The sequence below is a fragment of the Coralloluteibacterium stylophorae genome, from assembly GCF_018122625.2.
Classification (GTDB): Bacteria; Pseudomonadota; Gammaproteobacteria; order Xanthomonadales; family Xanthomonadaceae; genus Coralloluteibacterium; species Coralloluteibacterium stylophorae.
Window position 1 is genome coordinate 256,261 of the sequence record NZ_JAGQFT020000005.1, and the last position, 22,468, is coordinate 278,728.

The following is a 22,468-nucleotide window of genomic DNA, read 5'->3' on the forward strand; positions in this document are numbered from 1 at the left end:
GCGCCGCCGCCTGTCCATGGACATCCGTCCCCGCCTCCCGGCATGTGCCAGCTCATGGCACGCGCCCCGCCGCCAGGTCCGCCACATCGGATGCGACGGCAGCGCCTGTGCGCGGGGCGTCGCGGCCATGGCAGGCGACGCCGGCACGGCGTTCTCCAGCCGCGGCTTCCGGCGCGCACATGCCGGTCGCGCCCGACCGCCGGGCGACCGCGTCCCTCCCACATCCCGAGTCCGTCCCGCCGCCGCTACGTGCAGGCGGTGCGGACGGTCCTAGCGCAGCCACCACGAACCAGGGGAGCAGCCACCCATGCCCACCGTCATCGCCTCCGTCTCAGGTCCAGATCGCGACGTTCTCGAGGTCGAATTCCCGCAGGCCGGCTCGGGCGCGGTGCCCATGGCGGACGTCGACGACATCCAGATCCCGGTCGGGCCGGAGGAGGTCGAGCAGCTGGTCCGCGACGGGGACGATCTGCTGATCACCCTGCGCGGCATGGGCACGCTGCGGGTGCCGCGGTTCTTCGAGGAGGACGAGGACGGGCGCCTGTTCCTGGACGACGACGGCGAGCTGCTGCAGGTGCAGTCCGTCGCCGTCGAGCAGGGCGTGCTTCCCTACACCACCGTCGCCTGGGAGGGACCGGCGCCGCTGGTGGCTGCCGGCGAGGGACTGGGGGCAGCAGCGATCGCGCTGCCGATCCTCGGCGCGGTCGGCCTGGCCGCCGCCGCCGGTGGAGGCGGCGGTGGCGGCGGGGATGACGATGACGACGATGGCGGCGTCGATCCCTCCCCGCCGGTCAGCGACACGACCGCGCCCACGCCGCCCACCGATCTGGCCGTCAGCGATGACGGCGAGGTGGTGACGGGCAGCGGCGAGCCCGGCGCCATCGTGCGCGTGGTCGACGAGAACGGCGACGTCATCGGCGAAGGCACCGTCGGCGCCGGCGGCGAATTCGAAGTCGAGCTCGACCCGCCGCAGCGTGACGGCCAGGAGCTGGCAGTCGACCTGACCGATCCCGCCGGGAACACGTCCGACCCCGCCACCGTCGACGCGCCCGACACGACCGCGCCCGCCGCGCCGACCGATCTCGCCGTCGGCGGCGATGGCGACGTGGTGAGCGGTGCCGGCGAGCCGGGCGCCAGCGTGCGCGTGATCGACGAGAGCGGCGAGGTGATCGGCGAAGGCACGGTCGGCGCCGACGGCCGCTTCGAAGTCGAGCTCGATCCGCCGCAGCTCGAGAGCCAGAACCTGACAGTCGACCTGACCGATGCGGCCGGCAACACGTCGCCTCCCGCCGCGGTCGCGGCTCCCGACGGTACTCCGCCGGCCGCGCCGAGCGATCTTGCCGTCGCCGACGAGGGCGATGTGGTCACCGGCGCGGGCGAGCCGGGCAGCAGCGTGCGCGTGCTCGACGAGGACGGCGATGTCATCGGCGAGGGCACGGTGGGCGACGACGGACGCTTCGCCGTGGCCGTCGCTCCGCCGCAGCTCGACGGCCAGGAACTGGCGGTCGATCTCACCGATGCCGCCGGCAACACGTCTGCGCCGGCGAGCGTGGTTGCGCCCGATGCCGTCGCGCCCGGCCCAGACACCACGGCCGTCGCGATCGATCCGGTGGCCGGCGACGACGCGCTGGATCTCGGGGAATCGACCGGCGACGTGACGGTCAGCGGCCGGGTCACCGGTGTGTTTTCCGACGGCGACGCGGTCACCGTCATCGTCGACGGCGACGCCTACATCACGGCGGTGGACGCGACGGGGGCTTGGTCGGTCACCGTGCCCGGCAGCGCGCTGGCGGACGACGTGGACCGGCAGGTCGAGGTGAGCGTGACGGCGTCGGACGCTGCGGGCAACGTCGGCACCGTCACCGCGACGCGCGCCTACATCGTCGACACCACCAGCCCCGGCGGCATCGACGGCGACGAGGCGCCGACGGTCGCCGTTCCGGAGGCCGTGGACGGGATCAATGCCGCCGAGCTCGACGACGGCGTCCAGGTCGAGGTCGGCCTGACGCCCGGGACCCAGGCCGGCGACACGGTGACGGTCACGGTCGCCAACGGCGACGGCAGCGTCACCAACGTCGGCACGTATGCGGTGACCGACGCCGACGTCGCGGCCGGCAGCGTGCAGGTCACCGTGCCCGGCACCGGGCTCGTCGACGGCAGCTACGAGGCCGAGGCGATCATCACCGACGCCGCCGGCAACAGCTCGGCGCCCGGCCGCAGCGCGCCCTTCGGCATCGACACCACCAGCCCGGGCGGCCCGGACGGCAGCGACGCGCCGGTGGTGACGGTGCCCGAGGCCGCCGACGGCGGCGTCAATGCCGACGAGCTGGCAGACGGCGTGCAGGTCGGCGTCGCGCTCACGGCGGGCGCGCAGGCCGGCGACACGGTGGCGGTGAGCATCCTCGACGACGGCGGCGGCGTCGTGGGCTCCGCCGACTACACGCTGACCGCCGCCGACATCGCCGCCGGCAGCGTCGAGGTCACCGTGGCCGGCGCGGGCCTGGCCGACGGCAGCTACAGCGCCGCAGCCACGATCACCGACGCCGCCGGCAACGGCTCGGCCACCGGCACGAGCGACGACTTCGCGGTCGATACGACCGGTCCGGGCGGCATCGACGGCAGCCAGATTCCGCTCGTTGCGGTGCCGGAGGCCGAGGGCGGCATCAATGCCGCCGAGGCCGCCGATGGCGTACGCGTCTTCGTCGACCTCACCGATGCCACCGCCAGCGGTGACAGCGTCCAGATCCAGCTGCGCAACGATGCGGGAACCGTCGTGGCCACGCAGACCGTCGTGGTCACCGAGGCCGATGTCGGGCTCGGCGTCGTGTCGGCCCTCCTGTCGACGGCCGACCTGGTGGACGGCGCCTACAGCGCCGAGGCGGTGATCCGCGACCCGGCCGGGAATGCATCCGGTGTCGGTGCCACCTCCGTCACCGTAGACACCACGGTGGAGGTCTCGCAGCTCGAGGCGGGCGGCAGCTGGGAGTATTCCCTGGATGCCGGCGAGACATGGACAGCCGGCTCCGGCACCTCCTTCGAGGTGCCCGAGGGCAGCTACGCCGAAGGCGAAGTGCGGGTGCGCCAGCGCGACGCGGCCGGCAACCTCAGCGACAGCGGCACGCTCGATGCGGTCGTCGTCGACAACTCGGACCCCGGTGGCGACGACGGCACCGACGCGCCCGTCGTCGGGGTACCGGAAGCCGCGGACGGCTTCGTCAACGCGGCCGAGGCGGCGGATGGCGTCGGCATCGCCGTCACGCTGACCGCCGGCACCCGCGCGGGCGACACAATCACCGTCTCGCTGCTGGATGACGGCGGTACGCTCGTGGCCACCGCGACCCATGTGGTCACCGCCGCGGAGGGCGAAGCCGGCAGCGCCCTGGTGCCGGTGGGCGGCGCAACCCTGGAGAGCGGCACCTACACCGCCGAGGCGGTGATCGTCGACGCGGCCGGCAACAGCTCGGCTCCGGGCGTGTCGGCCGGCTTCGATCTGGACGTGGATGCGCCCCCGCCCCCGGCTCCGGCCCTGGAGGCCGACACCGGCGAGGCCGGTGACCGCATCACCGCCGACGGCACCGTGCTGGTGGATGATCTCGAGGCCGGCGGCAGCTGGGAGTACTCGCTCGACGGTGGCGACAGCTGGAGCGCGGGCAGCGGCGGTTCCTTCGAACTGCCCGAGGGCGACTACGGCACGGACCAGATCCTGGTGCGCCAGCGCGATGCCGCGGGCAACCCCAGCCCCGCGGCCGCGCTGGCACCGGTGACGGTGGATACGACCTCTCCCGGCGGCGCCGGCGGGCAGGGCGCTCCGGCCATCGCCGTCGTCGAGGCCGCCGACGGCAGCGTCGGTGCCGCCGAGGTCGCCGACGGCATCGACGTCGCCGTGACGCTTACCCCGGGCACGGAGGCAGGCGACGTCATTGTCCTCACCGTCACCGGCCCGGATGGCGCGGCGACCACCTCCTACGCGGTCACCGCCGCGGACATCGGCGCAGGCGTGGCGACCGTGGCCGGCGTGGGGCTGGGTGCCGACGGTCCCTACACGGTGCAGGCCGTGATCGAGGACGCTGCCGGACAATCCTCGCAGCCGTCCAACAGCGTCGGCTTCGACCTGGACACGGATGCGCCATCGGCACCGTTGTCGCTGGCGATTCCCGAAGCCGCGGACGGTGCGGTCGTCGCCGGCGAACTCGCCGACGGGCTGCAGGCGGTGGTCGGTCTTCCGGCCGACGCCGTGGCGGGCGACAGGGTGACGGTCACCGTCACCGACGGTGCGGTGAGCCTCAGCGGCCAGCAGACCTTGACGGCCGCGGACATCGCGGCAGGCTCGGTCACCGTCACCGTGCCCGGCGGCGGCTTCGTCAGCGGGTCCTACGAGGCCATCGCGGCGGTGACCGACGCCGCCGGCAACAGCGGTCCCGACTCGGCGCCCGTGGCATTCGACGTCGATGTCGAGATTCCGGCGACGCCGTCGCTGGCGATCGCGGAGGCCGCAGACGGCCTCGTCGACGAGGTCGAACTGGGCGACGGGGTGCTGGCCGAGGTGATTCTTCCCGAGGGCGGCGGCGCCGGCGAGCGCGTGGAAGTGACCTTCAGCGACGGCGGCCAGACCTACGTCGCCTCGGTGACGCTGGCGACGGACGTCGCCGCCGGCGACAGCGTCGACATCGCCTATGGCGGGCCGCTGCCCGATGGCGACTACACCGCGACCGCGATCCACTACGGCATCGCAGGCACGCCCTCGGCACCGTCGAACGCGGTCGAGCTGACCGTCGACGCGGTGCCATTGGCGGCCGGCGCGACGGGCGCAACGGTCGACGAGTCGGCGCTGGACGGCGGGGCTGCCGTGGCCACCGGGGTGTTCTCGGTCGCCGGCGCCAACGGGGGGCTGAGCTGGAGCCTCGCCGAGCCCACGGCGCCGCTCACCAGCGGCGGCGTCGCACTGGCCTGGAGCGGTGTCGGCACCGACACCCTGGTCGGAAGCGCGGGCGGGGTGGAGGTCCTGCGGGTGAGCGTGGCCGCCGATGGCAGCTACACGGTGATGCTGTCGGCTCCGCTCGACCATCCCGCGGCCGGCGCCGATGTCCTCGACGTGGCCCTGCTGGCGACTGCGACCGACGCGACCGGCGATACCGCGACGGCCGGTCTCGGCCTGCAGGTCGCCGACGGTGTCCCGCAGCTGGCAGCACCGGCCACGGTGGTGCTCACCAGCGCCGGCTCCGTGAGCGGCAACGTGGTCGACGACTTCGGCGCCGACGGCGGCACGCTGACCGCGCTGGTCGTCGACGGCGTCACCTTCTCGGTGGACGAGGCGACCGGCACCGTCAGCACGAGCGGCGATGCCAGCGTCTTCGCCGGCTACTCCTACAGTGCGGGTCAGCTCACGATCGACACCTACCGCGGCGAGAGCATCGCCGTGGACGTGGAGACCGGTGCGTACACCTACAGCGCCACCGGCGTGGCGGCCACGCCCGACAGCAATTCGGCACCCGTGGCCAACATCGCCTCGCCCGGCGCCCTGCTCGGCCTCGTCGACGCCAACGTCCTGGGGCTGATCGACCTGAGTTCGCAGCAGTTCTTCACCGCCCGCGACGACGACGGCGAGGTGAGCCGGGTCGAGCTGACCTTCCAGGCCGGCCTCGATCTCGCCGCACGGCGCCTCGGCTTCTCGCAGGCGCTGGCGGACGAGCTGGGGCTCGACGTGACGCTGACCACCACGAACACGCTGGTCTACACGCGCTCCAGGATCGTCATCACCGGCGAGGACGGCGGCCCCGTCGATACGCTCGCGCTCAACGAGTTCCTGGCGTCGATCACCGTCACCGGCGGCCTCAGCAGCCTGCTCACCCTGGGCCTGGCGCCGACGTTCACGATGACCGTGTCCGACGGCACCGCGAGCGACACCGCCTCCAGCACCGAGCTGCTGGACCTCAGCCTCGTCAGCGGCCTGCTCGGCGCGACGCCGCCGCAGAACGTGCGCACCGGCACCGGCGCCGGCGACACCCTCAACGGCGACACCAATCCGGCGGACACCGCCGACCGTCTCTACGGCCTGGCGGGCAACGACACCCTCAACGGCGGGCTCGGATCCGACCTGCTGCGCGGCGGTGCCGGCAGCGACATCCTCCGTGGCGGCGCCGGCAACGACATCCTGATCGGCGGCACCGGCGCCGATGTGCTCACCGGCGGCGCCGGCAGCGACGTGTTCCTGTGGGAAGACGGCGACGGCGGCGGCGCGGTGAGCGACCGCATCACCGACTTCTCCGGCGCCGGCGTGGCCGCCGGTGGGGACGTGCTCGACCTCTCGCGCCTGCTCACCGGCGAGGGTGCCGTGGGCGCCAACCCGGGCAACCTGGTGCGCTACCTCCACTTCGCGGTGGTCGACGGCAACACCGTGGTCTCGATCAGCAGCTCCGGCGGCTACGCCGGCGGCTGGAATGCGGGCAATGCGGCGGCCACCGACCAGCAGATCGTCCTGGAAGGTGTCGACCTGGTCTCCGGCCTCGGTTCCGACCATGCGGTGATCGCCGACCTGCTGGCCAACGGCACGCTGGTCGTGGACCAGGCCGAGGTCGAGGGCGAGGCCGGCGACGGCACCACGACGGTCGATTTCGTCGCCACCGACGGCGACGGCGACACCAGCTCCACCACGGTCGAATTCGACTCCAGCGGCGTCCCGCAGAACGGCTTCGATCCCGCCAACGTGGCGCCGCAGACCCAGGTCTCGGCGACGTCGCTGCTGGGGCTGGTCGGTGTCGAGGCGCTGGGGCTGGTCGACCTCGACCACCAGGATCTGGTCGCGGTCGACGCCGACAACAACCTCAGCCGTGTGCAGGTCCGCTACGAGCCCCTGCTGGGCCTGAACCTGACGCCGCTGGGCTTCGGCTATTCGGAGGCGATGGCCGAAGCCTTCGGCTACACCGTGGAGGTCGCGAGCGACGGCGGCGTGCTGGGGCTGCTGGCGCCCAGCGCCACGATCACGATCTCCGCCGCGCCGGGCGGGACGCTCGACAACGTCGAGATCAACGAGCTGCTGGCCACCGTCCACCTCACCAACGGGGACGGCGGCCTGCTCGACGGCTCCCTGCTCAGCCTGGACCTGCTCAACGCGCTCACGATCGAAGCCACCGACGCGCAGGGCCTCCAGTCCTCGTCGGCGGTCGGCAGCCTGCTCGACGTCAGCCTGCTCAATACCCTGGACGGCGGCGCCGGGTTCCTGCTCGAAGGCAGCGTCGAGGCCGATCTCCTGACCGGGGACGCCGGCGAGGACCGCCTGTACGGCTATGTAGGCGTCGACACGCTCATCGGCGGCGGCGGTGCCGACCTGCTGCGCGGTGGCGACGGCGACGACCGTCTGGTCGTGGGCGACGACGGCTTCGTCCTCGCCGACGGTGGCCTGGGCGTGGACGTGCTCGAGCTGGCCGATGGCATCGTCCTCGACCTGAGCGGCGAGACCGATCGCGTGGCCGGCATCGAGACGATCGATCTCGGCGCGAATCTCGGGGTCGGCGTGGAGCTGACACTGGACGAGGTCGCCGCCGAGGCGCTGACCGACGAGTTCGATGCGCTCAGGATCGACGGCGACGCCGCCGACGCGGTGACGCTGACCGGCGCCACGGCCACCGGCGCGAGCGCCACCATCGGCGGCGAGGTCTACGCCGAGTACAGCCTCGGCAACGTGAGCCTGCTGGTCGACGAGGACATCGGGGTCGCGGTTGGCTGAGCAGGATCGGTCGCATCCGGCCGCGCGCCCGCGCGGCCGGCACAGGCTCCGCCGCAGCAGGCTGTGGCGGTCGTCCATCGTGCTGGTGGCCCTGCTGCTGGCGCTGCCTGCCGGCGCGCTGCCGCTGGAGGAGGCCGTGAGGATCGGCGTCGCACGCGATCCGCGGGTGCAGGGCGCGGTGGCCGAGGTGCAGCAGAGCGAAGGCGAACTCTCCGTCTCCCGCACCGGCTACTGGCCGACGGTCAGCGCCTGGACCGGCCCGCAGTCCGGCGGCACCGCCTACGAGGTCACGATCGCGCAGATGCTCTACGACTTCGGCCGCGTGCGCAGCCGCGTCGACGCCGGCTCGGCGCGCGTGCGCGAGGCGCTGGCGTCGCTGGCCGTCACCCGCGAGGAGGTCGCGCTGGAGGTCGCCGAGGTGTGGCTCGGCCTGCGCGAGGCCGCGGCGCTGGTCGCGGCGATCGAGAGCCACCTCGGCCGGCTCGACGAGCTGGAGGCGCTGGGCCGCCAGCGCGGCGAGGGCGGCTACGCCGACCGCTCGGAGCTGGCGCGCATCCGCTCGCGGCTCGGCGCGGTCGAGGCCGAGCTGGCCCTGGCGCAGAGCGAGCAGGGCGACCTCCAGGCGCAGTTCCTCGAGCTCGTCGGTCGCCTGCCGCAGGGCCCGATGCCGGAGCCGCGCGCGTTCGACCTGCTCGGGCCGCTGCAGGGCCCGGCGGCCCTGGATGCGGCCGTCGCCGCGGCGCCGGCGGTGGTGCGCGACCGCGCGGCCGAGGACGCCGCGGAGGCCGGCATCGCCGAGGCCGAGGCATCGCGCTGGCCGCAGCTCAACCTGGAGGGCTCGGTGCTCCGCCGCGAGATCGGCGGACGCCTGACCAACGACAGCACCATCGCCCTGCGCCTGCGCATGGACGCCTTCCAGGGGCCGTCGACCTGGCGCCGGGTCGGCGTGGAGCGCTCGCGTCGCGAGGTGGCGCAGTTCCAGGTCCAGCGCAGCCGCCGCGAGATCCGCCGCGCGGTCGGCGTGCTGGCCGCGACGCTGCCGCCGCTGCGGGCGCGCCGGCGCGCGCTCGAGGAGCAGGTGGTGGAGCTCGAGCGCACCCGCGAGGTCTACATGGACCAGTTCCTGGTCGGCATGCGCGGCGTTGCGGACCTGCTGACCGTCGAGAGCGAATGGCTGCAGGCCACGCGCGAACGCATCACCCTCGACGCCGAACCGCTGCGGCTGCAGTACCGGGCCGCGGCGCACCTGGGACGCCTGGCCGATCACCTGCAGGCGGCGTCCCTCCACGGAGACGCCGGATGAACCTGATGCATGCCGTGCCGGCGGAGGATCCGCTGCGCGAGGGGCTGTGCCTGCTGGCCGCACGCCTCGGGCGGCCGGCCAGTCCGGACCTGCTGGCCGACGGCGTCGCCCTCGAGCAGGGGCGCCTGCCGCTGTCGATGGTGCCGCGGGTGATGCGCCGCGCCGGCCTGGTGGCGCGGGTGGTGCGCCAGCGCGCCGCCGACGTTCCGGAGGACCTGCTGCCCGCGCTGGTGCTGCGCGCGGACGGCCGCAGCCTGCTGCTGCTGTCGCGGCGCGGCGGCGACTGCGTCGTCGCCCGTCCCGAGCTCGGCGGCGGCGAGGAGGTCATGGACGCCGCCGCGCTGGATGCCGCCGGCAGCGGCGAGGTGGTGCTGGCACGGGTCGCGGCCGCGGACGACGGCCGCGCCGGCGACTACGCCGAGGCGCGGCGCGGCCACTGGTTCTACCGCACCCTGCGCCCGCTCTGGCCGATCTACGTCGAGGTCGGCGTGGCGGCCCTGGTCGCCAACCTGCTGGCGGTCGCCAGCGCGCTGTTCGCGATGCAGGTCTACGACCGGGTGGTGCCGAACTTCGCCTTCGACACGCTGTGGATCCTCGCCAGCGGCGTGGTCCTGGCGGTCGGGATGGAGGCCCTGCTGCGGGTGCTGCGCGCGCATCTGCTGGACGCGGCCGGACGCTCGCTGGACGTCAAGCTGTCGCAGCGCCTGTTCGAGCAGGTGCTGCGCATGCGCCTGGATGCGCGGCCCGGGTCGCCGGGCGCGTTCAGCGCGCAGGTGCGGGAGTTCGAGGCGGTGCGCGAGTTCTTCACCTCGTCCACCGCCGCGGCGGTGTCGGACCTGCCCTTCGTGCTGCTGTTCATCGCGATCATCGCCGTCATCAGCGGCCCGGTCGCGCTGGTGCCGGCGGCGGCCGTGGTGCTGATCCTGGCGCCGGGCCTGCTGCTGCAGCGCTACCTGGCGGCGATGTCGCGGCGCAACCTGCGCGAGGGCGCAGTGCGCAACGGTGTGCTGCTCGAGGCGATCGAGCACCTGGAGACGGTCAAGGCCGCGCAGGCGGAAGGCCGCAGTCTGCGGCAGTGGGAGATGCTGTCCGAGCGGCTTTCCAGCGCCGGCGTGCAGTCGCGTTCCGTGTTCTCGATGCTGGCCTCCGCGGCCGCCGGAACCCAGCAGCTGACCTACGCGGCGATCGTGGTGGTGGGCGTGTACCAGATCGCCGCCGGCGAACTGACCGTCGGCGGCCTCATCGCCTGTTCCATCCTCGGTTCGCGGGCGACCGCGCCGATGGCCGGCGTGGCCGGGCTCCTGTCGCGCTGGCAGCACACGAAGGTGGCGCTGGAGGGCCTGGACGGGCTGATGGCCGCGCCGGTCGAGCGCCCCGAGGGGCGCCGGTTCACGCGCCTGCCGCAGGTCGAGGGCCGCTACGAGGTGCGCGAGCTGCGCGTGCAGCACGCGCCGGACGCACCGCGGGTGCTGGAGATCGACACGCTCGACATCGCGCCCGGCGAGCGGGTGGCGCTGCTCGGCGGCAACGGCGCCGGCAAGTCGACCCTGCTGCGGCTGCTGTCGGGCTTCGCCGCGCCCACCGAAGGCGGGATCCGCCTCGACGGCGTGGCCCTGGAACAGCTCGACCCGGCCGACCGCCGCCGCGCGATCGGCTATCTGCCGCAGGACGTGGCGCTGTTCCACGGCAGCCTGCGCGAGAACCTGCTGCTCGACCGCCACGCGCTCGAGGATGCGGAGCTGCTCGAGGTGCTGGACGCGGTCGGCCTCGGCGCCTTCGTGCGCTCGCATCCGCAGGGCCTGGACCTGGCCATCGCCGGCAACCGCTCGCTGTCCGGCGGCCAGCGGCAGGCGGTCGGGCTGGCGCGGCTGATCCTGCAGGACCCCCGCGTGGTGCTGATGGACGAACCGACCGCGGCCTTCGACCAGGCCAGCGAGCAGAAGGTGGTCGCCTTCCTGCAGCGCTGGCTCGGTGGCCGCACCCTGGTGCTGGCCACGCACAAGCGGGCCCTGCTGGCGGTCACCGGCCGGGTGGTGGTGCTGCGCAACGGCCGCGTCGTCGGTGACGGCGCGCCGGGAGCGCTGGTGCGCGGCAACCGGGTGGCCGCGGATGCGGTGGCGGAGGCGAACCATGGCGACGGCTAGGCGGCAGCGGACGCGGCTGCGCGGCCGCTTCGGCCACGGCGACACGCCCCTGGTGAGCCCGCTGGCGCGTCCGGTGCTGTGGGCGAGCCTGTTCGCCGTGGTGATCGCGGTGGCCTGGGCCGCCTGGGCCGAGCTCGACGAGGTGACCCGCGGCGACGGCCAGGTCGTGCCTTTCAGCCGGGTGCAGATCATCCAGAGCCTGGAGGGCGGCATCCTCGACCGGCTGCTGGTGGCCGAGGGCGACGTGGTCACCGCGGGCCAGCCGCTGGTGCAGCTCGACGCGGTGCGCTTCCGCACCGGCTTCGGCGAGGCGCGCGCGCGGGCCCGCGCGCTGCAGGCGGCGGTCGCGCGCCTGGAGGCGGAGGTGCGCGGTGCCGAAGCGATCGAGTTTCCCGGGACCATCGAGGAAGACGACCCGGTGATCGCGTCGGAAACCTCGCTGTTCCGCGCGCGGCGCGCGCGCCTGAACGAGGCGGTGGCCGCGCTGGAGCAGGAAATCGCGCTCGCCCGGCGCCAGCTGGCGCTGATCGAGCCGCTGGTGGCGCGGCGTTCGGTGAGCGAGGTCGAGCAGCTCAAGCTGCGCCAGCAGATCGCGGCCAAGACCGGCGAGCTGACCGAGATGCGCAACGCCTACATGCAGGAGGCCTACGGCGAGCTGGTGCAGCGCCAGAGCGAGCTGGCCGCCGAACTGCAGGTGCTGGAGCAGCGTCGCGACCAGCTCGACCGCACCCGCCTCATCTCGCCGGTGAACGGCCGGGTCAACGCCGTGCACATCAGCACCCGCGGCGGCGTGGTGCAGCCGGGCGAGGCGATCATGGAGATCACCCCGGGCGACGACCAGCTCCTGGTCGAGGCCAGGATCAGGCCGAAGGACGTCGCCTTCATTGCGCCCGGCATGCCCGCGCGGGTCAAGATCACCGCCTACGACTACACCATCTACGGCGACCTGCCGGCGACGGTGGAGCAGATCAGCGCCGACACCATCGAGGAGGAGACGCCGCGCGGCAAGGAGGCCTTCTACCGGATCCTGGTGCGCACCGAGCGCGCGCACCTCGTCAGGGGCGGCAACGAGCTGCCGATCCGCCCGGGCATGGTCGCCGAGGTCGACGTGATCAGCGGCCAGCGCAGCGTGCTGAGCTATCTCCTGCGGCCGCTGCTGCGTGCGCGGCTGAACTGAAGCCGCGCCGCGGCTGGCTCAGTCCAGCGCCGGCAGCGCCTGGCGCATGGCGTCGATGCCGGCCCAGGCGTCGGCCTTGTCCGAACGCGCGCGGCGCAGGGCGCGCTGCATGTCGTAGTCGGCGCCGGACCTGGTGCGGCCCAGCTCCTCCCAGCGCAGCGGCACGGCGACCGGCGCGCCGGGCCGCGCGCGCAGCGACCAGTTGGTGACGCTGGTCGCGCCGCGGCCGTTGCGCAGCCAGTCGATGAAGATCCGCCCCGGCCGCTTGGCCTTGCTCGCCACTGCCAGGTAGCGCTCCGGCGCCTGCGCCGCCATGGCCCTGGCGAAGGCCTCGCAGAAGGCCTTGGCCTCGTCCCAGGCGGCGCTGCGGTCCAGCGGCACGACCACGTGCAGCCCTTTGCCGCCGGACAGGCGCACGAAGCTCTCCAGCCCGACCTCCTGCAGCCGCGCGCGGATCTCGCGCGCCGCGGCGACGATGGCCTTCCACTCGACGCCGTCGCCGGGATCGAGGTCGAACACGATGCGGTCCGGATGCTCCGGATCGTCGATGCGCGCGCCCCAGGGATGGAATTCGAGCGTGTTCATCTGCACCAGCTGCATCAGCGCGGCGCGGTCGCCGACGTAGAGGTAGTCCTCGCGGTCGCCGCCCTTCTCCCGGATCGGGATCGCGCCGACGCGGTCGCCGAGCTTGGCGGCGTGGTGCTTCTGGAAGAAGCAGGTGCCCTCCGCGCCGTCCGGGCAGCGGATCAGGGACAGCGGGCGGTCGACGAGCTCCGGCATGAGCAGCGGCGCCACGGCGCGGTAGTAGTCGGCGACCTGGCCCTTGGTGATGCCGTCGGCCGGGAACACCACGCGTTCGGGATGGGTGATCTCCACGTCCTCCTCCGCCTCGCTGCGCAGGCCGAGATCGGCCGGGCCCTTGTCCTCGCGCACGCGCTGGAAGCTGGCCTGGCGCAGCAGGCCTTCCTTGGCCCAGCCGCGGAAGGCGACCTCGACCACCAGCTCCGGCCGCACCCAGGTCACGCCGCGCTTCGCCGCCGGCAGGTGCGCGGGCAGGGCGAGGGTCGGCGTGTCCTGTTCGAGCGGCGCCAGCCGGCGCATCAGCGCCTTGATCGTCCTGTCGTCGTAGCCGGTACCGACGCGGCCGACGTAGCGCAGCGCGCCGTCGACCACCTGCGCCATCAGCAGCGCGCCGAAGCCCTGGCGCGCGCCCTTCGGCGCGGACCAGCCGACCACGACGAACTCGTCGCTGTGGGCGTGCTTGACCTTGACCCAGCCGCCGCCGCGCCCCTGCGCGTAGCCGGCGTCCACGCGCTTGCAGACGATGCCCTCCAGCCCCTGTCCGGCGCTGGCGGCGAAGACCTTCTCGCCCTGGCCGACGATGTGCTGGCTGAAGGCCAGTGCCGCGCTGGCGTCGTGCGCGAGCAGCGCCTCCAGCAGGCGCTTGCGCTCGACGAGCGGTGCGTCGCCGAGGTCGACGCCCTCCAGCGCCGGCATGTCGAACATCAGGTAGCGCAGCGGCGCACGCGCGCTGCCCTCGATGGTGCGCTGGAGCGCGGAAAAGTCGCTGCGGCCCTGTGCGTCCAGCGCCACCAGTTCGCCGTCGAAGCGACCCGACGCCACCGGCAGCGCCTCGATCGCCTGGCGGATGTCGGGAAAGTCCTCCGACCAGTCCAGGTCGTTGCGCGAGCGCAGCCGCGCGCGGCCGTCGTCGAGATCGACCAGCAGCCGGTAGCCGTCCCACTTCACCTCGTGCAGCCAGTCCTCGCCGCGCGGCGGCGCCTCGCGCAGCGCGCACAGCTGCGGCCTGAAGCCGGCGGCGAGCGGGCGGTCGCGGGCGCCTTCCAGCGCCAGCGCCTGCGCGCGCCAGTCGCACGCGCGGCGGCTGGGCTTCTTCGTGGCCTTCTTCGCCGCTGCGCGCGCGCCGGTGCCGCCCGACCGCGCCGCCGGCGCGCCCGCGCGGGCCTGCTTCGCAGCCTTCGTCGTCGTCTTCGTCGCCTTCTTCGTCTTCGCCGCGGCGGCCGGCACCGTGCCGAGTTCGCGGCCGGTGCCGCCGAGCTCGGTCGGCACGAAGTCGTCCGCATCCGCATCGCGGGCGAAGGCGTCGCTGCGCTTGATCAGCAGCCAGCTCGGCTTGCTGCCGCGCATGTGCGTGCGCACCAGCTTGAACGCGCCCTCCATCCTGCCGCCGTGCAGTTCGAAGTCGAGCTTGCCGGCGGCGATCGCCTCCAGCGGGTCGCCGTCGCAGGCCCACACGCCGTGGTCGAACACGACCACGTGGCCGGCGCCGTAGTTGCCCTCCGGGATGTCGCCCTCGAAGCTCGCGTAGGACAGCGGATGGTCCTCGACCTGCATCGCCAGGCGCTTCTCGCCCGCGCGCAGCGACGGCCCTTTGGGCACCGCCCAGCTCTTGAGCACGCCGTCGGCCTCGAGCCGGAAGTCGAAGTGCCGGGCGCGCGCATGGTGCAGCTGGATCACGAAGATCGGCCGCCGGCCGCCGCGCGGATTGCGCCGCGCCTGCGCCTCGTCGGAGGGTTCGGGCGTGTCGCCGAAGCGGCGCTTGCGCACGTACTCCTGCAGGCTCATCGATCAGCCCGCCTTGCGCAGCGGCGCCTTCTTCGCCGCCTTCTTGGCCGTCGCCTTCTTCGTCGCGGCCTTGGCCGCCTTCTTCGCGGCGGACTTGGCGGCGGTCTTCTTCGTCGCCTTCTTCGCCGGCGCGCCGGCGTCCCTGGAGACCGGCGCGCTGCGTGCGGGCGTGCGCTTGTTGGTGTCCAGGCTCTGCTTCAGCAGCGCCATGAAGTCGACCACGTTGGTGCTGGCGTCCTCCGGCACCTGCGGCTCCTCCTCGCGCGAGACCACGCCCTCGGACTTCAGCCGCTTCTCGATCACCGCCTGCAGGCGTTCGCGGAACTCGTCGCGGTAGTCCTGCGGCTTCCAGTCCGTCGACATCGATTCGATGAGCTGCTGCGCCATCTCCAGTTCGCGGTCGGAGATGCGGTAGTCGGCGGGCTTTCCTTCCGGGATCCTGTAGTCCTCGAGATCGACCAGTTCCTGCGGGTAGCGCAGCAGCACCAGGATCAGCGCGTCGCCCTGCGGCATCACCGCGGAGAGGTATTCGCGGGTGCGGATCACCACCCGCGCGATGCCGACCTTGCCGGTGCGCGCCAGCGTCTCGCGCAGCAGCACGTAGCCCTTCTCGGCCTTCTTGCCGGGCACCAGCACGTAGGGCTTCTCGTAGAACTGCGGCACGATCGCGCTGCCGTCGACGAAGGCCTCGACCTCCACCGCCTCGCGGCCTTCCGGCGAGGCCGACTTGAAGTCCTCCGGCTGCAGCACGACGTAGTTGCCCTTGTCGTACTCGTAGGCCTTGACGATTTCCTTCCAGGGCACTTCCTCGCCGGTCTCGGCGTTGACCCGCTCGTAGCGCACCGGCTGGTTGTTGCGCGCGTCGAGCATGCGGAAGTGCAGGTCGATCTTGCGCTCGCCGGTCATCAGCGAGACCGGCACGTTGAGCAGTCCGAAAGAAAGCGTTCCGGTCCAGATCGGGCGGGCCATGGCGTCATCCGGCGGGCCGCGGCGGCGGCGGGCGTTCGATTGCAGCAGCGCCGCGATGAAGACGGCATGGTCTTTCGCGTCGGCTTTGCACGGTGCATGCGGCAATGCGCTTCCCCCCGACGTCGCGACCCATCGCCATGAGCCAGAGCAACCAGGAACCCACCGCACGCCAGACCAACGGGCAGCCGCCGCAGCAGCAGGCCCACCAGCCGGGCAGCGAGGCCGCGATGGACCCGCGCCCGATCACGATCCGCGACGACTACCGCGGCAGCGGCAAGCTCGACGGCAGGGTCGCGCTGATCACCGGCGGCGACAGCGGCATCGGCCGCGCGGTGGCGGTGCATTTCGCGCGCGAGGGCGCGGACGTGGCCATCGTCTACCTGGACGAGACCGAGGACGCGCGCGAGACCCGCCGCCTGGTAGAGGCCGAGGGCCGCCGCTGCCACGCCATCGCCGGCGACCTGGGCGATCCCGATGTCTGCCGCCGCGCCGTCGCCGAGACCGTGCAGACGCTCGGCCAGCTCGACATCCTGGTCAACAACGCCGCCGAGCAGCACGAGGTGGACTCGCCGGAGGAGCTCACGCCCGAGCAGATCGAGCGCACCTTCCGCACCAACATCTTCGCCTACATGAATCTCGCCGCCGCGGCGCTCAAGCACCTGCCCGACGACGGCTGCATCATCGCCTCGGGTTCGGTGACCGGCGAGCGCGGCAAGGCCTCGCTGCCCGACTACGCTTCGACCAAGGGCGCGATCCACGCCTTCAGCTTCTCGCTGGCGCAGCGGCTCGCCAAGCGCGGCATCCGCGTGAACGTGGTGGCGCCGGGACCGATCTGGACGCCGCTGATCCCCGCGAGCTTCGACGCCGACAAGGTCAAGGAGTTCGGCACGCAGACCCCGATGGGACGTCCCGGCCAGCCGGCGGAAGTGGCGCCGGCCTTCGTGTTCCTGGCGTCGAAGGACGCCTCCTACATCACCGGGCAGATCATCGACGTCAACGGCGGCGGACACATCAGCGCATGAAACCGGGCGAGGCACGCGGCGCGGACGAGGCCTCCGCGGACATGGCCGCCGGGGAGCGCCGCGGCGCGCTGCCGGATGCGCGGGTGCGGCGCGACAACGTGCCCCACGGCGCGGTGCAGCGCGAGGACGGCAGCGCGATCGCCGGCTCCGACTACCATGCCGGCGAGGAGCGGGGCCGGCCGAACGACTACCACCCGGACGACGCGCCCGAGGCGTCGCCCGATCGCGATTAAGCGATACGAATCATGAGCTTGAGCGCGCCCGATGCTGCGTGCGCAGCATCGGCCGTCACACCGATTCAATGCTTGCGGCCGCATCCTGTGCGTCCCGGACCGGCCCGCGACCGGTCCCGCCGCGAGATCCCCCTCGAGCCATGTCCTCCGCAACGGCTTCCGCCGCCGCTCCACGCACGCCCGTCTCCGTCGCGCCTGCGGACCTGCTGGCCAGGCACTTCCAGCGCGTGCGTGCGCGCACGCTGGCGCTCGCCGCGCCGCTCGCGCCCGAGGACTGCGTCGCGCAGTCGATGCCCGACGCCAGCCCCACCAAGTGGCACCTCGCGCACACGACCTGGTTCTTCGAGGCCTTCGTGCTCGGCCGCGACGGCGGCTATGCACCGCCGCACCCGGACTGGCACTACCTCTTCAACTCCTACTACCAGACCGTCGGCCCGATGCACGCGCGGCCGCAGCGCGGCCTGCTGACGCGGCCCACGCTCGACGAGGTCCGCGCCTGGCGCCACGAGGTCGACGGCCGCGTGCTCGACCTGCTCGCCGGCGGCGTCGACGACGACATGCGCGTGCGCATCCGCCTCGGGCTCGAGCACGAGCAGCAGCACCAGGAACTGCTGCTGACCGACATCAAGCACCTGTTCTCGGTCCACCCGCTGCGCCCGGCCTACGACGCGTCGCTGGCGCAGGCGCCCGCGGCAGCGGCGCGTCCGCTGCGCTTCCGCGCCGGCCTGCAGGGCGTGCACGAGATCGGCCGCGGTGCGGCCGCCGACGCCGGGGACTTCGCCTTCGACTGCGAAACGCCGCGCCACCGGGTGCTGCTGCAGCCGCATGCCCTGGCCGAGCGCCCGACCAGCAACGCCGAGTTCCTCGAGTTCATCCGCGACGGCGGCTACCGCACGCCGACGCTGTGGATGGCCGAGGGCTGGGACCTGGCCTGCCGCGAGGGCTGGCAGCGCCCGATCTACTGGATGGACGACGACGCCAGCGAGTTCACCCTCGGCGGCGTGCGCGCGCTGGATCCGCATGCGCCGGTGTGCCACGTCAGCTTCTTCGAGGCAGACGCCTTCGCGCGCTGGGCCGGCCTGCGCCTGCCGACCGAGGCCGAATGGGAGACGCGTGCGGCGCGCCTGCCGTCGGCGGACGGGAACTTCGCCGATGCCGGGCTGCTCCATCCCCGGGGCCCGCAGGACGACGATGCCGGCGCGACGCAGCTGTTCGGCGACGTCTGGGAGTGGACCTCCAGCCCCTACGTCGCCTATCCGGGCTTCCGCCCGCTGCCGGGCGCGCTCGGCGAATACAACGGCAAGTTCATGTGCGGCCAGTGGATCCTGCGGGGCGGTTCCTGCGCGACCCCGGCCGGCCACGTGCGCGGCACCTATCGCAATTTCTTCCATCCCGCCGCGCGCTGGCAGTTCTCGGGCATCCGTCTCGCCCGCGACGAGGCGCCCGGCGGACACGCGGCCATGCAGGAGGGCCGATGAACGCACAGCTCGATCCCAATTCGCTCACCGCGCCGGCAGTGGCGCTGCACGATCTGCATCCGGCGACGGACGACATCGCCGCCGACGTGCGCAGCGGCCTGTCGCGGCGGCCCAAGCATCTGCCGTCGAAGTACTTCTACGACGCGCGCGGCTCCGAGCTGTTCGAGTCGATCTGCGTCCAGCCGGAGTACTACCTGACCCGCACCGAGCTGCGCATCCTGCGCGACCGCGCCGGCGAGATCGCGCAGGCGCTGGGTCCGCGCGTGCGCCTGGTCGAATACGGCAGCGGCGCCGGCATCAAGACCCGCCTGATGCTGGAGGCGCTGGAGGATCCGGTGGCCTACCTGCCGGTCGAGATCTCGCGCAGCGCGTTGCTGGAGAGCGTCGCCGAGCTGGCCGAGCGCTATCCGGGCGTGGAGATGCTGCCGGTCTGCGCCGACTTCACCCGGCCGCTGACGCTGCCGCGCGTGCGCCGCGAGCCGGCGCGCACGGCGATCTTCTTTCCCGGCTCCACGCTCGGCAATTTCGACCACCGCGACGCCTGCCGGCTGCTGGCGCAGATGCGCGCGGAGATGGGGCGCGACGGCGCCGCCATCGTCGGCATCGACCTGGTCAAGGACCGCGCCGAGCTGGAGGCCGCCTACAACGATGCGGCGGGCGTCACCGCCGAGTTCACCCTGAACCTGCTCGCGCGCATCAACCGCGAGCTCGGCGCCGACTTCGACCTGTCGAAGTTCCGCCACCGCGCGCTCTACAACCCGATGGCCATGCGCATCGAGACGCACATCGTGAGCCTGCAGGACCAGACGGTGACGGTCGGCGACCAGCGCGTGCACTTCGCGATCGGCGAGCCGATGCTGGTCGAGTACAGCTGCAAGTACACCCCGGACCGGTTCGCCGCGCTGGCGCGCCGCGCCGGCCTGGCGGTGAGCCGGCTGTGGACCGACGCCGACGCCCGCTTCGGCATCGCCCTGCTGGAGCGCGCATGAGCGCCGGCGCCGCCATGCACGCGCCCGGCCGCGAGGTGCCGGATCCGGCACCGAAGGAGATCCCTGATCCGACGCCGCCCGAGAAGGCGCCGCCGACGCCGCGCGAGATCCCGGACGGTCCCGACGAGTCGCCGCAGCCGCCGGGTGCGCCCGAGTCGCCGCCGGCGCCGCCGACCGAGGTGCCGGATTCGCCCGGCACCGGCGATCCGCCGCATGGGCCGGAAACGCCGTGATCGCGCGCCCGCGTCAGTCGCGGGCGTCGCCGGGGGCCGAGCGCAGGCTGGCGACGGCGTAGTCCTCGGCGATGCGGGCGCCGTCCCAGCTGTAGATCAGGTGCCGGCCCTGCCGGCAGCGCGCGACGAGGTCCGGGTAGAACACCGCCACGCACTCGCCGCCGGCATGGCGCACGCTGGGGTAGACGATGCCGTCGGCGCCCCCGGCGCGCAGGCGCCCGGCCAGCGCCTGCGAGGCGCGGTAGTCGTCGGGATCCAGTTCCGCCGGCCACGCCCCGGCGCGCAGGTCGTGCAGCTGCCCGCGGATCGCCGTGCGGTAGGCGCGCATCTCGATCTTCATCGCCGGCTCCCGCGTCGCCGCCATGAAGCGGGCGCGGTGGTACATGGTCTCGCGCACCGCGGTGTCGAGGCTGCGCGCCGCGTAGAAGACGCCGACGCCGGGATCGGCGAAGCGGCTGCCGCCGGGATTGGGATGGGTGAACGCGGCCATGACCGGCGTGCTGCCGGGGCCGGCGATGCGGCGCGCCGCAGGCACCAGGGCGAGGTCGCCGACCTCCTGGCGCAGGCGCGGATTGGTCATCGCCTCGATCGCGAACAGCGCGTCCAGGTCGGCGGGATCGGCGATGCGGTCGAACGGTCCCACCGGCGGGAAGCGGCTCGGCACGATGCGCCAGGCCTCGGGCCAGTCGACGGCGGTCAGCGGCGGAGTCGGGCGGGCCATCGCGTTGGGCTGCGGCGGGGGGAAGTCGCAGTCTCGCCGCCGCGCGTCGCAGTGCCTGCGATGGGGCCGGCGTCCCTCACCAGCCGCGCTGGGCGTCGAGGTAGCTGCGCACGACGTAGAGGTCGGCGACGTTGCCCGACAGCATGCGCTCCAGCGCCGACTGGCCGTTGAAGGGCGGCGCTGCGTTCGGCCGGTGCACCCAGGCGTCGGCGCGGGTGGGGTCGGGGAACAGGATCTCCAGGGCCTTGAAGATGCCCAGCACGTAGCTGATCCGCTCGAGCGTATCGCGGCCCAGGCTCGCGTCGCGGGTCTTCTTCCACTTGAAGAACGTCGACTCGGGCGGGTCGCCCAGCAGGCGGCGCACCTGCTGGCTCTTCAGTCCCCAGCGTTCGGCGATGGCGAACAGCGCACGCAGGCCCGCCGGACCCAACGGATCGGGGCGGGCCGTCGCGGTCGCGGTCGCGGTCGCGGTCGTGCGGGCAGCCATGGTCTTGCTCCACACAGAGAGAACAGCAGAAATCTACTCTTCGACGAGAGGTCGCGCAAACGGCTCACGCTGGGCTCACCGGCGTTTCATGCACCGGGCACGCCGCGGCCGCTAGCGTCGAGGTCATGAACATCCGCACCCCGCAGCTCCTCACGCTCGCCGCCGGCCTCGCGCTGGCGCTGGGCACCGGTTCCGTATCCGCCTATGCATCGCCATCGCTCGCCGGCGACGCCACGCCCTCCGCGGCCCGTCCGCCGTCGGATGCGCCGGCCGCCCGGGCCGATGCCGACGCACTGGTGCCGAATGCGCCGCTGCACGGCGAGGTGACCTTCCAGCCCGGCGACTGGCTGTGGGAGCCGGAGCTTGCGCCGGACGGCCCGGTGGTGATGGTCGTGAGCCTTCCGGAGCAACGCATCTACGTCTACCGCAATGGCGTGCGCATCGGCGTGTCCACGGTGAGCACGGGCGAGGACGGCTACGAGACGCCTACCGGCGAGTTCGTGATCCTGCAGAAGGAGCGCATGCATCACTCCAACCTGTACAACGACGCGCCGATGCCCTTCATGCAGCGCCTGACCTGGGACGGCATCGCCCTGCACGCCGGACGCATCCCCGGCCATCCGGCCTCGCACGGCTGCGTGCGGCTGCCGGAGGACTTCGCGCGGCGGCTGTTCGAGGTGACGGACTTCGGCGGCGCGGTCGTGGTCGCCGACGAGGGCTCGCATCCGAAGGCGGTGGTGCATCCGGGCCTGATCGCGCCGATCGAGCCGAAGACCGCCTTCATGCGCGTCGGCAGCGGCGTCGATCCCGCCGACGAACTGTGGGCGACGGAGCGGGTGACCGAGGGTCCGCTGGTCGCGGTGCTGAGCGAGGCCGAGCGCCGCGTGGTCGTGATGCGCAACGGCATCGAGATCGCCAGCGCGCCGCTGCGCCGCGGCGGCGTGCGCGGACTGTTCGACCGCGTCGACGCGATGGTGGACGCCGTGCCTGCCGCGCAGGCGGAAGAGGGCGCGCCGACGGTCGCCCCGCCGCAGGAGGCGGAACGGGTGTTCGCCGAGTCGAGCCTCGATGCCTTGCCCGACACCGTGCCGGACAACATCCGCGCCCTGCTCGGGCCGGACAGCCGCATCCTCGTGGCGGCGCTGCCGCTGGATGGACCGAACACGGCCGCGACCGCCGCTCCGGACCTGCCGCCGGGCACTGCGGAAGAGCGGGCGGCGGCTGCGCCCTGAGCGGCCTCACCTGACTGAATCACCGTTGCGGACGCCGGCTTATTCGCCGCCGGTCGCGCCGCGTGTTGCGCTTGCGCAACGCCGGTGCTCACCAAGCTGCACTCGCCTTTAATCCGCGGTTCGGATCCCGCTGAGGAAGGTGGACGCGATGTGGAGGATCGCTACTCTGGC

14 protein-coding genes are annotated in these 22,468 nt (G+C 73.1%); 10 read left to right on the forward strand and 4 right to left on the reverse strand.

Translation table 11 applies throughout. The annotated features are described in order from the left end of the window. Positions 1-307 precede the first annotated feature (307 nt). The 4 genes from KB893_RS09640 (at position 308) to KB893_RS09655 (ending at position 12,347) form a co-directional block, all read left to right on the forward strand. Positions 308-7,723: an Ig-like domain-containing protein gene (locus tag KB893_RS09640; protein WP_211925500.1), complete on the forward strand. Its 7,416-nt coding sequence runs from the start codon at positions 308-310 to the stop codon at positions 7,721-7,723. 79 nt (positions 7,724-7,802) lie between these two features. Then, positions 7,803-9,026 carry a TolC family protein gene (locus tag KB893_RS09645; RefSeq protein ID WP_213173636.1) on the forward strand — a complete coding sequence of 408 codons (1,224 nt, stop codon included), beginning with the start codon at positions 7,803-7,805 and terminating at the stop codon, positions 9,024-9,026. Then, positions 9,023-11,170 carry a type I secretion system permease/ATPase gene (locus KB893_RS09650; RefSeq protein WP_211925502.1) on the forward strand — a complete coding sequence of 716 codons (2,148 nt, stop codon included), beginning with the start codon at positions 9,023-9,025 and terminating at the stop codon, positions 11,168-11,170. Before KB893_RS09645 ends, KB893_RS09650 begins: the two co-directional genes overlap by 4 nt. Continuing rightward, a complete protein-coding gene (locus tag KB893_RS09655) occupies positions 11,157-12,347 on the forward strand; it encodes a beta-barrel domain-containing protein (RefSeq protein ID WP_213173637.1) in 1,191 nt (396 codons plus the stop codon). Before KB893_RS09650 ends, KB893_RS09655 begins: the two co-directional genes overlap by 14 nt. A gap of 18 nt (positions 12,348-12,365) precedes the next feature. Here KB893_RS09655 and ligD read toward each other — a convergent pair whose 3' ends face one another. Further along, positions 12,366-14,933, reverse strand: a complete 2,568-nt coding sequence (gene ligD / locus KB893_RS09660) for a DNA ligase D (RefSeq protein WP_211926678.1) — start codon at positions 14,931-14,933, stop codon at positions 12,366-12,368. Positions 14,934-14,936: 3 nt separating this feature from the next. Beyond that, complete coding sequence (gene ku / locus KB893_RS09665) at positions 14,937-15,902, reverse strand: non-homologous end joining protein Ku (protein WP_211926679.1); 966 nt, start codon at positions 15,900-15,902, stop codon at positions 14,937-14,939. A 137-nt stretch (positions 15,903-16,039) separates the two neighbouring features. Between ku and KB893_RS09670 the strand changes: the two genes are divergently transcribed. The 5 genes from KB893_RS09670 to KB893_RS09690 all read left to right on the forward strand — a co-directional run bounded on the left by KB893_RS09670 (position 16,040) and on the right by KB893_RS09690 (position 19,857). Then, positions 16,040-16,924 (forward strand): SDR family oxidoreductase, encoded by an 885-nt coding sequence (locus KB893_RS09670; protein WP_246505545.1) that lies wholly within the window; start codon positions 16,040-16,042, stop codon positions 16,922-16,924. Beyond that, on the forward strand, positions 16,921-17,157 hold the full coding sequence (locus KB893_RS09675) for a hypothetical protein (protein WP_211926681.1): 237 nt from the start codon (positions 16,921-16,923) through the stop codon (positions 17,155-17,157). Before KB893_RS09670 ends, KB893_RS09675 begins: the two co-directional genes overlap by 4 nt. Positions 17,158-17,297: 140 nt before the next feature. Beyond that, positions 17,298-18,635 carry an ergothioneine biosynthesis protein EgtB gene (egtB, locus tag KB893_RS09680; RefSeq protein WP_211926682.1) on the forward strand — a complete coding sequence of 446 codons (1,338 nt, stop codon included), beginning with the start codon at positions 17,298-17,300 and terminating at the stop codon, positions 18,633-18,635. Next, on the forward strand, positions 18,632-19,624 hold the full coding sequence (egtD, locus tag KB893_RS09685) for an L-histidine N(alpha)-methyltransferase (protein ID WP_211926683.1): 993 nt from the start codon (positions 18,632-18,634) through the stop codon (positions 19,622-19,624). Before egtB ends, egtD begins: the two co-directional genes overlap by 4 nt. Further along, the gene (locus tag KB893_RS09690) at positions 19,621-19,857 is read left to right on the forward strand and encodes a hypothetical protein (protein ID WP_211926684.1); all 237 of its coding nucleotides are present in this window, start codon (positions 19,621-19,623) and stop codon (positions 19,855-19,857) included. The genes egtD and KB893_RS09690 overlap by 4 nt, the downstream gene beginning before the upstream one ends. Before the next feature lie 13 nt (positions 19,858-19,870). Here KB893_RS09690 and KB893_RS09695 read toward each other — a convergent pair whose 3' ends face one another. Both KB893_RS09695 and KB893_RS09700 read right to left on the reverse strand, forming a co-directional pair. Continuing rightward, positions 19,871-20,578, reverse strand: coding sequence for an RES family NAD+ phosphorylase (locus KB893_RS09695; protein WP_211926685.1), 708 nt, complete (start codon positions 20,576-20,578; stop codon positions 19,871-19,873). A gap of 76 nt (positions 20,579-20,654) precedes the next feature. After that, positions 20,655-21,065: an MbcA/ParS/Xre antitoxin family protein gene (locus KB893_RS09700; protein WP_211926686.1), complete on the reverse strand. Its 411-nt coding sequence runs from the start codon at positions 21,063-21,065 to the stop codon at positions 20,655-20,657. A gap of 125 nt (positions 21,066-21,190) precedes the next feature. On the opposite strand from KB893_RS09700, the gene KB893_RS09705 reads away from it, so the two are divergent. Next, positions 21,191-22,297: a L,D-transpeptidase family protein gene (locus KB893_RS09705; protein WP_213173638.1), complete on the forward strand. Its 1,107-nt coding sequence runs from the start codon at positions 21,191-21,193 to the stop codon at positions 22,295-22,297. Positions 22,298-22,468: the final 171 nt, after the last annotated feature.